The organism is Ferrovibrio sp., assembly GCF_041906005.1.
Taxonomy (GTDB): Bacteria; Pseudomonadota; Alphaproteobacteria; order Ferrovibrionales; family Ferrovibrionaceae; genus Ferrovibrio.
This window is the reverse complement of the sequence record NZ_JAYRJY010000001.1, coordinates 1282664-1296295: the sequence shown is the minus strand read 5'-3', so window position 1 is coordinate 1296295 and position 13632 is coordinate 1282664. Positions and strand designations below refer to the sequence as shown.

Annotated in this window: 13 protein-coding genes and 1 other RNA gene; 6 read left to right on the top strand and 8 right to left on the bottom strand. The window is 66.5% G+C overall.

The window, feature by feature from the left end:
• Positions 1-105: 105 nt before the first annotated feature.
• From rplS to ACE3OO_RS06100, 7 genes are all read right to left on the bottom strand, one after another.
• Positions 106-486 (bottom strand): 50S ribosomal protein L19, encoded by a 381-nt coding sequence (gene rplS, locus ACE3OO_RS06130; protein WP_374300827.1) that lies wholly within the window; start codon positions 484-486, stop codon positions 106-108.
• A gap of 40 nt (positions 487-526) precedes the next feature.
• The gene (gene trmD, locus ACE3OO_RS06125; RefSeq protein WP_374300824.1) at positions 527-1270 is read right to left on the bottom strand and encodes a tRNA (guanosine(37)-N1)-methyltransferase TrmD; all 744 of its coding nucleotides are present in this window, start codon (positions 1268-1270) and stop codon (positions 527-529) included.
• A gap of 14 nt (positions 1271-1284) precedes the next feature.
• Positions 1285-1824 (bottom strand): ribosome maturation factor RimM, encoded by a 540-nt coding sequence (gene rimM, locus ACE3OO_RS06120; RefSeq protein ID WP_374300822.1) that lies wholly within the window; start codon positions 1822-1824, stop codon positions 1285-1287.
• Positions 1825-1842: 18 nt separating this feature from the next.
• Complete coding sequence (gene rpsP / locus ACE3OO_RS06115) at positions 1843-2220, bottom strand: 30S ribosomal protein S16 (protein WP_300295478.1); 378 nt, start codon at positions 2218-2220, stop codon at positions 1843-1845.
• Between the two features lie 67 nt (positions 2221-2287).
• The gene (gene ffh, locus ACE3OO_RS06110) at positions 2288-3661 is read right to left on the bottom strand and encodes a signal recognition particle protein (RefSeq protein WP_374300819.1); all 1374 of its coding nucleotides are present in this window, start codon (positions 3659-3661) and stop codon (positions 2288-2290) included.
• Positions 3662-4073: 412 nt separating this feature from the next.
• Positions 4074-4952, bottom strand: a complete 879-nt coding sequence (locus ACE3OO_RS06105) for a DUF3108 domain-containing protein (RefSeq protein WP_374300816.1) — start codon at positions 4950-4952, stop codon at positions 4074-4076.
• A gap of 118 nt (positions 4953-5070) precedes the next feature.
• Positions 5071-5601: a hypothetical protein gene (locus ACE3OO_RS06100; RefSeq protein ID WP_374300814.1), complete on the bottom strand. Its 531-nt coding sequence runs from the start codon at positions 5599-5601 to the stop codon at positions 5071-5073.
• Between the two features lie 152 nt (positions 5602-5753).
• Between ACE3OO_RS06100 and ACE3OO_RS06095 the strand changes: the two genes are divergently transcribed.
• The 4 genes from ACE3OO_RS06095 (at position 5754) to ACE3OO_RS06080 (ending at position 10548) form a co-directional block, all read left to right on the top strand.
• Positions 5754-8030: an ATP-binding protein gene (locus ACE3OO_RS06095; RefSeq protein ID WP_374300812.1), complete on the top strand. Its 2277-nt coding sequence runs from the start codon at positions 5754-5756 to the stop codon at positions 8028-8030.
• The gene (locus ACE3OO_RS06090) at positions 8027-8419 is read left to right on the top strand and encodes a response regulator (RefSeq protein ID WP_374300810.1); all 393 of its coding nucleotides are present in this window, start codon (positions 8027-8029) and stop codon (positions 8417-8419) included. The genes ACE3OO_RS06095 and ACE3OO_RS06090 overlap by 4 nt, the downstream gene beginning before the upstream one ends.
• A gap of 93 nt (positions 8420-8512) precedes the next feature.
• Positions 8513-9541 carry a methylmalonyl Co-A mutase-associated GTPase MeaB gene (gene meaB / locus ACE3OO_RS06085; RefSeq protein WP_374300808.1) on the top strand — a complete coding sequence of 343 codons (1029 nt, stop codon included), beginning with the start codon at positions 8513-8515 and terminating at the stop codon, positions 9539-9541.
• Entirely contained in the window at positions 9538-10548 is a 1011-nt protein-coding gene (locus ACE3OO_RS06080) for an alpha/beta fold hydrolase (RefSeq protein WP_374300806.1), read from the top strand. The genes meaB and ACE3OO_RS06080 overlap by 4 nt, the downstream gene beginning before the upstream one ends.
• 37 nt (positions 10549-10585) lie before the next feature.
• On the opposite strand, the gene nudC is transcribed toward ACE3OO_RS06080, so the two are convergent.
• Entirely contained in the window at positions 10586-11557 is a 972-nt protein-coding gene (gene nudC / locus ACE3OO_RS06075; protein ID WP_374300804.1) for an NAD(+) diphosphatase, read from the bottom strand.
• Between the two features lie 131 nt (positions 11558-11688).
• On the opposite strand from nudC, the gene ffs reads away from it, so the two are divergent.
• Positions 11689-11784, top strand: an RNA gene (gene ffs / locus ACE3OO_RS06070) — signal recognition particle sRNA small type.
• A gap of 85 nt (positions 11785-11869) precedes the next feature.
• Positions 11870-13624 carry a DNA polymerase III subunit gamma/tau gene (locus tag ACE3OO_RS06065; protein ID WP_374300802.1) on the top strand — a complete coding sequence of 585 codons (1755 nt, stop codon included), beginning with the start codon at positions 11870-11872 and terminating at the stop codon, positions 13622-13624.
• Positions 13625-13632: the final 8 nt, after the last annotated feature.

Below are 13632 nucleotides of genomic sequence, written 5' to 3'. Positions count from 1 at the left end.
CCCGCATCCCGGCCCTGAATGACAGGTGGGGGATGCAGGCGGCCTGGTCGTGTCGAGCGACGCCGGCGGCCTGGAATCAACCGGGGCCGGCGTCTCAGGCGTATCTTACTTGTCGGCCTTCGGCGCGGTGTCGCGCTTCTCGGTGATGCGGGCCGCCTTGCCGGTCCGGCCGCGCAGGTAATACAGCTTGGCGCGACGCACGTCGCCGCGGCGCAGCACCACGATCGACTCGATGCGCGGGCTGTACAGCGGGAACACGCGTTCCACGCCTTCGCCGTAGGAAATCTTGCGCACGGTGAACGACGAGTTCACACCGCGGTTGGAGCGGGCGATGCAAACGCCTTCATAGGCCTGCACGCGCTCGCGGCCGCCTTCCACCACCTTCACGTTCACGGTCAGCGTGTCGCCGGGGCCGAAATCCGGCACCGCGCGGGCGGCGACCAGAGCGTCCGACTGCTCTTTCTCGATCTGCTGCAACAGGTTCATGGCACTCAGCCTTTCTTCTTCGATAAGTCCAAAACGCGTTTCAATTCTTCCCCGCCGGCTTGCGCCGGCGGTAACTCTCCCACAGATCCGGCCGGCGCTCGGCGGTGATCTTCTCCGCCATCTCGCGCCGCCAGGCTGCGATCTTCTCGTGGTGGCCCGACAGCAGCACCTCCGGCACCGCGCGGCCCTCCCATTCCTGCGGCCGGGTATACTGGGGATATTCCAGCAAACCGTCCGCGAAACTCTCCTCGGTGCCGGACTCTTCGGCACCCATCACCCCGGGCAGCAACCGCACCACCGCGTCCAGCAACGCGTAGGCTGCGATCTCGCCGCCCGAGAGGACGAAATCGCCGAGGCTGACCTCGACAATCGGGCGCGCCTGCAGCAGGCGCTCGTCCACCCCCTCGAACCGGCCGCAGATCAGCGTCGCGCCGCCTGCCGCCTTCACCTCATGCACCAGCGCCTGGTCCAGGCGCCGGCCACGCGGCGAGAAATAGATCAGCGGCTGTTCCGCCGCCACACCCTCCGCGCCGGCAAGCGTCTCATCGGCCCCCATGACCGAGTCAATCGCCGCTGCCAGCACGTCGGGCCGCATCACCATGCCGGGCCCGCCCCCGCAGGGGGTGTCGTCGACGGTGCGGTGTTTATCGCGCGCGAAATCGCGGATGTCCACCACCGTCAGCGACCACCGGCCCTCACCCAGGGCCCGTCCGGCCAGGCTTTGCCCCAGCGGGCCGGGGAACATCGCGGGATAGAGCGTCAGCACCCGCGCTTTCCACGGCATCGCCGTTGCCATCGTTACCCCTCGACCTTCCGGTCTTCATCCGTCTCCGGATCGCCCAGCCAGAAGGCCGGTTCGACCAGCACGCGACGCTCCGCAAGGTCCACTTCCGGCACCGCATCGTCGGTGAACGGCACCATCGCCGAACGCCCGCCTTCGGTTTTCACCTCCAGCATGTCGCCGGCGCCGTAATTATGCACCGCCACCACCTGGCCCAGAACGCGGCCGGTGGTGGTGATCGCCGTCAGGCCAATCAGATCGGCGTAGTAGAACTCGCCTTCTGCGGCCGGCGGCAGGGCGCTGCGCGGCACGAACAGCTCGGTGCCTTTCAGCGCTTCCGCCGCGTTGCGGTCGTCGATGCCCTTGATACTCGCAATCACCACATCACCCTTGGCAAGTCGCCGCACGGTCAGCCGGAATGTCTGTTCACCGCGCACATCCTGCAGGGGACCGTAATCCCCGAGGGCTTCCGGATCGCCGGTGAAGGTTTTCACCTTCACTTCGCCGCGGATGCCCTGCGCACCGATGACGACACCGAGCAGGACCGTGTCGGTCATGCTGCAAGCGTCGCCGGCTTACTGCGCGTCGCCGGCCGGGGCAGCAGCGGCCTCGGCGGCCGCCTTGGCGGCTTCCTCGGCAGCCTTGATACGCTCCTGCGCCTTCGCCTTCGGCTTGCCCTTCTCCGGGTTGTTGCCGTGGGTCCAGGTCATCAGGCCGGCCTTGGCGAAGAAGCTGGCGCAGCGGTCGGACGGGGTGGCGCCCTGGCTCAGCCAGTACTTCACACGCTCGACGTCCAGCTGCACGCGCTCGCGGTCCTTGGGCAGCATCGGATCGTAGGAACCGATCTTCTCGATGAAACGGCCATCGCGCGGGCTGCGCGAGTCGGCCACCACGATGCGGTAGTAGGGGCGCTTCTTGGCGCCGCCGCGGGTCATGCGGATCTTGACGGACATGGTCTTCCTTCCAGTTAAACGTTGAAATCCAGAAACTCGAAAACAAACAAACTCATTCAGCGCAGCCTCAAAGCTTCGGCATGCCGGGCATACCCGGCAGCATCGCGCCCATGCTGCGCATGAAACCCTTCTGGCCGAGCTTGGACATGCGCTTCATCATGTCGGCCATCTGCATATGCTGCTTCAGCAGCTTGTTGACATCCTGCACCGAGGTGCCCGAGCCCGCCGCGATGCGCTTCTTGCGCGAGGCATGGATCACCTTCGGGTTCTTGCGCTCGTCCTTGGTCATCGAGCCGATGATGGCTTCCTGACGCTTCAGCACGGTCTCGTCCACATTGGCCTGGGCCATCTGCTGCTTGATCTTGCCCACGCCGGGCAGCAGGTTCATCACGCCCGACATGCCGCCCATCTTGCGCAGCTGCTTGAGCTGGCTGGCCATGTCGTCCAGGTCGAACTGGCCCTTCTGCACGCGGGCAGCCAGGCGTTCGGCCTCTTCCTTCTCGATGGTCTCGGCGGCTTTTTCCACCAGGCTGACGATGTCGCCCATGCCGAGGATGCGCTGCGCGATACGCTCGGGGTGGAACGTCTCCAGCGCATCGGCCTTTTCGCCCACGCCGATCAGCTTGATCGGCTTGCCGGTCACGGCGCGCATGCTCAGCGCGGCGCCGCCGCGGCCGTCGCCATCCACGCGGGTCAGCACGATGCCGGTGACGCCGACGCGCTCGTTGAAGCTTTTCGCGACATTGACGGCATCCTGGCCGGTCAGGGCGTCGGCCACCAGCAGCGTCTCGTGCGGCTGAACGGCGTCGCGCACGGCAGCCACTTCCAGCATCAGGGTTTCATCGATATGCAGGCGGCCGGCGGTATCCAGCAGCAGCACGTCGTAGCCGCCCAGCTTGGCGGCCTGCAGGGCGCGCTTGGCGATGTCCACCGGCATCTGGCCGGCCACGATGGGCAGAACGGGAATGTTGTTCTGCTCGCCCAGAATCTTGAGCTGGTCCTGCGCGGCGGGGCGATAGACGTCCAGCGACGCCATCAGCACTTTCTTGCGTTCCTTGGTCTGCAGGCGCAGCGCGATCTTCGCCGTGCTGGTGGTCTTGCCCGAACCCTGCAGGCCGACCATCAGCACCGGCACCGGCGGCACGGCATTGAGGTTGATGTCCTCACCCTCTCCGGCGCCGCCCAGCATCTCGACCAGGTGATCGTGAACGATCTTGATCACCATCTGGCCCGGCGTCACCGAGCGCAGCACTTCCTGGCCGACGGCCTTGGCCTTCACGCCGTCGATGAAGCTCTTGACGACCGGCAGGGCGACATCGGCCTCCAGCAGCGCCACGCGCACTTCGCGCAGGGCGTCCGAGACATCGGATTCCGTCAGCGCGCCGCGCTTGCGCAGCCGCTCGAAAACCTCGCCCAGTTTGCCGCTCAGAGATTCGAACATGTCGACCCTGAAAAATCCTTCAGCACAGATTCAAATAACACTGGCCCAAAACGAATTGACGCCCGTGCGCGACACTCGCGGACGGACGGCGATCCTCGGACCGGATTGCTCCCAAAAGTCGGAAAGCGCGCGGAATAAAGCGGTTTGGCGGGCAGAAGTCAACTCTGACCATCTCCCCCAGGCGTCATCCCCGGCCTTGTGCGGGGGATCCATTCCCTGCTGTCGCGGCCACGGGAAGGGTGGCAAGGACCCCAAGGTCAAGCCCGAGGATGGCGGGTTTGATATTTTTATATCTATATCAATGCCTTATAGGGTCGACCATCGGCATCAGTGCCGGGTCCGGGTTTTTGCACAGGCAGGCCGAGCGCCTCGGGGCCAGCGGGGCCTGGCGTGGCCCTGCCCAGGCGATCGTTCAGGGTACGGGAGATTGGGGGATTTCGGCGCGGATGAAACCCAGCGGCGCCAGCCATTCCCGGCCGTTCAGCGTCGCCCTGCTGATCCAGCCATTGGCGGCGCCAAGCCGGAAACCGCCTTCCAGCTTCACCGGCAGCCACACGGCAAAGCCCGGCGGCTGCACCAGCCAGATATAGGTCGGCTGCTGGTCCTTCTCGCTCCAGCTCGCCAGGAATTTACGATCATAGCCGGCAATCGGCTCGCTGCGGATCACGCATTTGAAGGCCGGGCCGCTATAGGCGGTGCGGTTATGCGGCTGCACCATGTCGGGCCCGATCGGCGCATAATGCAGGTTATAGCGTCGCCGTCCGTCATAGACGGCATCGCTGTCGGTGCAGGGCGGCTCGGCATTCTCGCGCAGGGCGCGGGCGAAAATCGCCGTGGTGGGATCGACGGTGCCGATCTTCAGGTGATCGGGCACCTCGTCGCGGTCGTCCTCGTCATTGGGCGGGCTCACTTCCGCCACCGGCAGGCCGTCCTCGCCCCAGCGCATGCGCGTCATGCGCTTCGACCAGCTGCCGTCGCTCTGGATGTCATAGCGCAGGGGGCGCAGGCCGTCGCCTTCAAAGCGCGCCGCGGCCTGGCCGGTCATGGTGAAGCTCATCGCCCAGTCCAGCATGCCGGCGGTGCGCATGGCGGTCGCCATTTCCAGCGTCTCCGCCTTCCGCTCCGCCATGACCGTGAATTCGACGCCCTTGGCGCCCAGGGCATAGACGCCGAATCCCAGCTCGGCGCTGCGCAGCGGCTCGGGATTGTCCGCCGAGGCCGCAAGCGAGCAGCCGGCGGCAATCGGCAGGGCCAGCAGGAATCCGGTCGCAAGCGAAACGGTGTGGCGCATGCCTTATACTTTAGTCTGGTTTTGCCAATTTCCAGACCTGTATTTGCAGAAAGACCGCTGTTACGCGGGTATGCGCCGTGGCCGGACGGTTCCGGCAGCCGGATGTCGGCTTTCAGCTTCAGACGTTCAGGGGCTGCAATTCGCGCAAAACGGCCAGGCGCAGGCCGCGCAGCAGATCCTCGCCAGCGCGGCTCATGTCCGGCCGGCTCTCGGCCCGCCGCAGGGCATAGAGCGCGTCGATCAGCAGGCCGACCAGATTCAGGTGGCGCTCCTCAGACGGCAGGGCGCGCCGCAGGCAGTCGCTCAGCAGGTCCACGCCGGTGGCCATCATCTGCCACTGCGCTGTTTCGCAGGCTTCCAGCAGGGCATCGCAATCGCGCTGGGCATCGCCCAGGAACAGCAAAGCCGAGATCGCATCCCCGCGCGCCTTGGCAAAGCGGGCCCGCATCAGGTCGATGCGCGCGGCGATGGCGGCGGGATCGACCTGCGGCGGCGCTTCTGCCCTGGCGGTCTCGGTGGCAGCGGTTGCCTCGACCCGGTCCTCTCCTCGCCGCGCGATGCGCGACAGATCCGCCCGTGCCTGCTCCAGACGGCGCAGGGGATCGGGCAGGGGATCGGCCGGAAACAGGGATTCATTCCGATTCGCCATGGCCTTACCGGAATACGAATCCCGGGGAGTCGCTGTCAATCGGGTTTTGGGTTGCGTTTGGGGTGAAACCGTCGCCCCGCTCGTGAAAGTTGTAAATTCTTGGTGAGGCGGGCGAGCTTTGCTAGGCTGCCGCCGGGGAAACAATCAAACGGGTGAACCGCGTGAACATGCTGGCCGAGCCTGTCGCCGCCACGCAGACCGGCCCGAAAGCGCGCTCGCAGGACGCGCGCTCCCCAAACACGCCATCCCAGAATATGGAATCGCCGCGCGGATCGCGACGCCTGTTCGCCCGCATCATCGACGCCTTCGTGCCGCCGGCCGTGTTGCGCGAGGGCGATCCGCGCAAGCTGCACCGCTATCGCAGCAATCTGCAGCTCACGCTGTCGGTCGCCGCCGCGCTGCTGCTGATCCCGCCCTATCTGCTGATCCGCTCCGGCCTGAATCTGTGGGAGGTGGCGGGTTTCGTCTCGATGATCGGCGGGCCATTGGCTGGCGCGCTGCTGATCCGCTTCACGGGCAACATTGCATTGGCCATCGGCCTGATGGCGTTGAACGGCGGCCTGGGCAATACCGTGCTCACGCTGGGCACCGGTGGTCTGGCGTCCAGCTTCGCGCTGTTTTCCGTGCTGGGCCTGGCGCTCACCATGCTCACCAGCAACGGCCGCGTGGTCGCCTGGGTGGCGGCGATGGCGGCCCTGAATTTCGTCGTGCTGCTGGTCTGCCACCTGGCCGATCTGGTGCCGCCCTTCGATGTGCCGCGCCAGGAACAGATGCTGCTGTATTTCCTGTGTCTGATCTTCGCCGTGCTGCTGATGACGCGTTCTGCCATCGCATCGTTGCGCGCGCGCACCATCTCCAGGGCCGCGTTGCAGGCCGCCCGCATCGAGGCCGAGGCGGCCACAAAGGCGAAATCGGATTTCCTTGCCATGATGAGCCACGAAATCCGCACGCCGATGAACGGCGTGCTGGGGCTCACGCGCTTGCTGCTGAACACGAAGCTGGATGACGAACAGCGCGGCCTGGCGGCCACGGCGCTGCAATCGGGCGAGGCGTTGCTCGCCATCCTCAATGACATCCTCGATTTCTCCAAGCTCGAGGCCGGCCGCATCGACCTGGAGGATATCGACTACGATCTCGCCGTCCAGATGCAGGCCGCAATCGCCCTGCTTGCGCCGCGCGCCGCCGAAAAGGGCCTGCGCCTGCGCCACGAGATCGCGCCCGACCTGCCGCCCTATCTGCGCGGCGATCCCGGCCGCCTGCGGCAGGTGCTGCTGAACCTGATTTCCAATGCGATCAAATTCACCGAACGGGGCGGTGTCACGGTGAGCGCCGATTGCGAAGGCGACCGGCTGCGCATCAGGGTGCAGGATACCGGCATCGGCATCGCGCCCGAGCAGGCCGGCAAACTGTTTGCCCGCTTCGCCCAGGCCGATTCCTCCATTACGCGGCGTTTCGGCGGCACCGGGCTGGGGCTGGCGATCTGCCGCGCCCTGGTCGAGGCGATGGGCGGCGAGATCGGCGTGGACAGCAAGCCGGGCGAGGGCAGCGTGTTCTGGCTGCGTCTGCCATTGCGCGAAGGCCATGCGCCTATTGCGCGGGACTCCCTCATGGCGTCGCGCCCGCCGCTGCCGCGCCTGCGCATCCTGGTGGCCGAGGATAACGCGGTGAACCGCAAGGTGCTGGGCGGCCTGCTGGCGACGCGCAGCGATGCCGGCGCCCATGATGTGATCTTCGCCGAAACCGGCCGCGCCGCGCTCGATCTGGCCGCCACGCAGGATTTCGACCTGATCCTCACCGACCTGCATATGCCCGAGATGGATGGCATCGCCGCCACGCGCGCCATCCGCGCCCTGCCGCCACCCCATGGCAAGGTGAAGATCATCGCCGTCACCTCCAGCATCGGGCCCGATGGCATGCGGCGCTGCCTGGAAGCCGGCATGGACGGCTTCGTGGCCAAGCCGGTGAATCCCGATGCGCTCGACCTCGCCATGCGCCGCGCGCTCGGCCTTGCCGAAACGGGGGCCGGCATCGCTGCCGGGGCCGATGAGGTCGCGCGGGCTGCCGATCACGATCCGGCCGCGTTGCAGATGCTGGTCGATGGTGTGGGCCGCAAGGGCCTGGCCGAACTGATCGACCTGTTCTTCGCCATGCTGGGCGATGTGCGGCGTGAACTGGCGGCATCGATGCAGGCGGGCGACTGGCCGCGCTTGGCGCGGCAGGCCCATACCCTGCGCGGCCCGTCCGGCAGCCTGGGGCTCAACCGCGTGCTGGCTCTGGCGCGGCAGATCGAAGCGGCGGGCTCGCTGGGCGCTGTGGATGCCGCATTGCTGATGCAGTTGAACGACGCGCTGGAGCAGGGCTGCGTCTGGCTGCGCGAACAGCGCGGCATGCTGGATGCCGCACTGGATTCAGGGGGCAGGACGGAATGACCGATTTCAAGGATCTGTGGGTACTGCTGGTCGAGGACGATATCTATTCGCAGCGCATGACCCAGATGATGCTGCGGCAATACGGCGTCGAAAAGCTTGAGACTGCGAATAACGGCGCCAAGGCCCTGGAGATGATCAAGGAGGTGAAAGGGCACTACGACCTGATCGTCTCGGACTGGAACATGCCCGAGGTCACCGGCCTCGACCTGCTGAAAGAAATCCGCCAGCTCGGCGTGCGCACCAAGTTCCTCATGCTCACCAGCAATGCCGGCAAGGAATTCGTGCTGCAGGCGCGCGAGCACCGGGTGGATGCCTATATCGCCAAGCCGTTTTCCTCGCTGCAGCTCAAGCAGAAGCTCACCGCCCTGTTCAACATCCGGCCCTGGTAGGCGGCCGGCGGGAGTAGGGCGATTCGGCTGCGATCTGCCGGTGGCGCCCATCTGTTGGTGGCGCGGCGGGCGGGGCTTGGCTAAGGTCGCGCCATGTCGCCCACGCTGCATGCCGGCCGCCGCGCCGCCGATCCTGCCCAACTGGCCGAACGCCTGCTGACCGGCGACCGCCGGGCGCTGGCCCGTGCCATCACGCTGGTGGAATCGAGCCACCCGCAGGACCAGGCCGCCGCCGATACCCTGCTGCAGGCCATATTGCCCCACACGGGCCAGAGTGCGGCCGGCAAGAAAAACGGCGCGATCCGCATCGGCATTTCCGGCACGCCCGGCGTGGGCAAGTCCAGTTTTATCGAACGCTTCGGCCTGTTCCTCACCGGGCAGAATCTCAAGGTCGCCGTGCTGGCGGTCGATCCGTCCTCCTCGCTCTCGGGCGGCTCCATCCTGGGCGACAAGACCCGCATGGAACAGCTCGGCCGCGAACCCAACGCCTTCATTCGGCCCTCGCCCTCGGGCGGATCGCTGGGCGGGGTGGCGCGGCGCACGCGCGAGGCGATGCTGCTGGTGGAGGCGGCGGGCTTCGACGTGGTGCTGGTGGAAACCGTGGGCGTCGGCCAGTCGGAAACCACCGTGGCCGAGATGGTCGACATGTTCCTGCTGCTGCTGGCGCCGGCCGGCGGCGACGACCTGCAGGGCATCAAGCGCGGCATCATGGAACTGGCCGATCTGGTGATCATCAACAAGGCCGATGGCGAGCTGCTGCCCAAGGCGCGGCTGGCGGCGGCCGATTATCGCATGGCCCTGCAGCTCATGCGCCCGCGCCATGCCGAATGGAAACCCGAAGTGCAGATGGTCTCGGCCCTGCTGAACGAAGGTATTGCGGATGTCTGGCGCATCATTGGCGAATATCGCAAGGCGCTGGACAAAACCGGCGCGCTCCAGGCCCAGCGCCGCCGCCAGGCCGAACACTGGCTGCTGCGCGAATTGCAGGACGGCCTGCTGGAATGGCTGCGCCGCGACCCGGCAATCGCCGCGGAACTGCCGCGCCAGCAGAAAGCCGTGGCCCAGGGCAAGATCACGCCGGCGGCGGCGGCACGCAAACTGCTGGGGATGCTGCGGACATGACCTGGCTCATGCAATCCGGCCGCTTCGCGCTTGGCGATGTCAAAACCCAGTCGGGCGAGACGATCAAAGAGGCCTTCATCACCTGGAAAAGCCACGGCACGCTGAATGCGGCGCGCGACAATGTGGTGCTCTATCCCACCAGCTATTCGGCGCAGCACCCCGATCTGGAATGGCTGATCGGCCCCGATGGCGTTCTCGATCCGACGCGCTGGTTCATCGTCATCCCCGACATGTTCGGCAACGGTTTGTCCTCCAGTCCCTCGAACACGCCGGATTACCCGCATCTGGTCACGGCACATGACAACGTGGCGGCGCAGCGCCGCTTGCTGAAAGAGCAGTTCGGCGTCGAAAAGCTGCATGGCGTCTATGGCTGGTCGATGGGCGCACAGCAGGCCTATCACTGGGCCGCCGATTTTCCCGATGCCGTGTCGCGCATTGTCGTGAATTGCGGCAGCGCGCGCACCGCCACCCATAACCGGGTGTTCCTGAAAAGCCTGATGGCGACACTGGAGGCCGCGCCGGAGCATGTTGGCCATGGCCGGTTCAGCGCGCCGCCTCGGGCCGCGATCCGCGCCTTCGGCCGCATCTATGCCAGTTGGGCGCTGTCGCAGGATTTCTACCGCGCAGACCTGCATCTGTCGGCATTGAAGGCGCCCGATCTGGAAACCTTCCTGCGCACCGACTGGGAAGAACGTTATGCCCGCCGCGATGCCGCCGATCTCTATGCGCAATTGCGCACCTGGGAGGCTGGCGATATCAGCAGCCTGTATTATGGCGGCGACCTGAAGGCAGCGCTCAAGGCGATCCGGGCAAAGGTGCTGCTCATGCCTGGCGCCACCGACCTGTATTTCCGCGTCGCCGACAACGAGGCCGAGCTGCCGCATTTGGCAAAGGCCGAACTGAAAGCGATCCCCAGCATCTGGGGCCACCGCGCCGGCAACCCGGTGCAGAATCCGCCGGACGCGGCCTTCATCAGGGATAACGTGCGGCGGCTGCTCGAGAGCTGACGCGTCACGCCCCCGCCAGCCACCCGACCCGAGCCGTTCAGGCTCCGGCTAACCAACGGCGGGCCAGTTGATGCGCCAGCGCCAGCGGCGGCGAGAGGCGGGGCGAGGCTTCCATGTCGGTGGATTTCACCCGCATCTCCTCCACCTCGTCGCGGCTGAACCAGCGCGCCTCTTCCAGTTCGGTGGGGTCCACGGTGATCTCGCTGCTGGTCGCCTCGGCGATGCAGCCGATCATCAGCGAGGAGGGAAACGGCCAGGGCTGGCAGGCGATATACCGCACATCGCCGGTCTGGATCCCGGATTCCTCCAGAATCTCGCGGCGCACGGCTTCCTCGATGGTTTCGCCCGGCTCCATGAAGCCGGCGAGCGCCGAATACATGCCGGGCGGAAAGCGCGACTGCCGGCCGAGCAGCACCATGTCCTCGCCGGTTGTCTCGTCGCGGCGCACGGCCAGCATGATCACCACCGGATCGGTGCGCGGGAAATGCTGCGCCTTGCAGGCCTCATTCGTGCAATGCCGGCTGTAGCCGGCTTCCGCCATCTGCGTGGGGCTGCCGCACTGGGCGCAGAAACGATGGCGCTGGTGCCAGTCGGTCAGGCTGCGCGCCTGCGCCAGGATCGCGGCCTCCTCGGGCGGCAGCATCGGCGCGATGGAGCGCACGTCGATGAACTTGATGGCCTCGCCATGCAGGGCGGCGGTGCTCTCATCGGCATCGCAATCGACGGCGAAATGGGCGATGCCGGCATCGTCCAGGCCGAGGAACAGGCAGGGCAGGCCGGCATGGGCATCGGCCCAGGCGGTGTCCAGCCAGGCGATGCGCGCCGGTTTCGCCGTGATGTCCACTAGGGCTTTCAACTCGCGCAAAGGCAGGAAGCGGCTGTCGGGCCGGCGGCGTTTTTCGCCCAGCCATTCGGGGTTGCGGCGCGGATTGCCGGCGCGGTCCAGATTCGAGCCGGAAAAGCCGATCGGCCGGGACGAGGTTTTGGTCGGTTTGGGGGCGGTAAGCATGCCGAAACGCTGGCATATCCGGCGCGGCGCGTCTATTGCCGGACAGGTGTGGAATTGGCCGGGACTGAGACGGGGGAATCCTATCGGGCTACCCATTGAAAACCATGGCCTAATAACGGATATAAGGCCCGGGAGGTTGGTGGCGGACGGGCGCCTCGCCAACCCGGTCAGGTCCGGAAGGAAGCAGCCGTAACGAGTTTCCGCTCGGGTCGTTGTCAGCCTCCCACCGCATCCTTGCCTAGGTCCGGCGCTTGCTGCCCGGGCGCAGCCCATCGAATCAAAGGGCCTGTGATCGAATGAGCCTGTGAGCGAATGAGTCAGCCGGCGCCCTATCGCGTGCTTGCGCGCAAATACCGCCCCAGCAATTTCGCCGAGATGATCGGCCAGGATGCGCTGGTCCGCACGCTCACCAATGCCATCGCCACCGGCCGCATCGCCCAGGCCTTCATCCTCACCGGCGTGCGCGGCGTGGGCAAGACCACCACCGCCCGCATCATCGCCCGCGCCCTGAACTGCACCGGCCCCGACGGCCAGGGCGGCCCGACCATTTCGCCCTGCGGCGTCTGCGACAACTGCAAGGCCATCGCCGAGGACCGGCATCCCGACGTGTTCGAGATGGACGCCGCCTCGCGCACCGGCATCAATGATATCCGCGAGATCATCGAGGCGGTGCGCTACGCCCCCTCGATGGCGCGCTACAAGATCTACATCATCGACGAAGTGCACATGCTCTCCACGGCGGCCTTCAACGGCCTGCTCAAGACGCTGGAAGAGCCGCCGCCGCACGTGAAATTCGTCTTCGCCACCACCGAAATCCGCAAGGTGCCGGTCACGGTGCTGTCGCGCTGCCAGCGTTTCGATCTCAAGCGCGTCGAGATCGCCGTGCTGAACGGACATTTCAAGCGCATCGCCGAAGCCGAAAACGCGCAGATCGACGAGGATGCGCTGACGCTGATTTCGCGCGCCGCCGAAGGCTCGGTGCGCGACGGCCTCTCATTGCTCGACCAGGCGATTGCCCATGGCGCGGGCAGCGTGAATGCCGAGCTGGTGCGCGACATGCTGGGGCTAGCCGATCGCGGCCAGGTCTTCGCGCTGCTCGACCTGCTGCTGCACGGCAAACTGGCCGAGGCGCTGGATAACCTGCAGGCGCAGTACAATCTCGGCGCCGATCCCGCTGTCGTGATGCAGGATCTGCTCGATCTCACCCACTGGCTGACGCGCGTGAAGGTGATCGGCGGCTCGCCCGACGATGTCACCCTGCCCGAAAGCCAGCGCCAGCGCGGCAAGGAACTCGCCGCCAAGCTGGGCATGCCGGTGCTGGCGCGCTCGTGGCAGATGCTGCTGAAGGGCCTGGCCGAGGTGCGCTACGCCCCGGTGCCGCTGGCAGCGGCCGAGATGGTGCTGGTACGCTTCGCTTATGCTGCCGATCTGCCCAGTCCGGCCGATCTGGCCAAGGAATGGAAAGAGAAGGGTGGCCCCGGCGTTGCGCCCGGCGGTCCGCGTGCGCCGCTGGGCGGTGGTGGCGGGAATGGTGCGGGCGCCACCGCAACCGCCGTCGCCGCGCAGCCGCGGGCTGCTGTCTCGCCCGCACCGCAGCCGGGCGAAACCGTCGCACTCGCCACCATGCCGACCAGCTTCCCCGCGCTGGTGCAACTCGCCAAGGACATGCGCGAAGGCATCCTCGCGGCTGAACTCTACAACGACGTGCATCCGGTCAGTTTCGAGGCCGGCCGCATCGAACTGCGGCTCGAACCCGGCGCGCATCACGACCTGCCCGGCCGCCTGATCGAGAAGCTGAAAACCTGGACCGGCCAGCGTTGGGTGGTGAGTTTAAGCAAGCTGCCGGGCGAGCCGACTTTGGCCGAGCAGGAGCAGGCCGAGGAATCCCGCCGCCGCGCCCATGTGCAGGCGCATCCGCTGGTGCAGGCCGTGCTCACCGCTTTCCCCGGCGCCGTGCTGGATGCCGTGCGTCAGGCCGCGCCGCCCGAGCCCGAGGCTTCGGAAGCGGAGGAGGCCGGCGACGGGTATGTCACCGACGATATCGATCCGCTCGACGAGCTGGATTGAGATAGGAG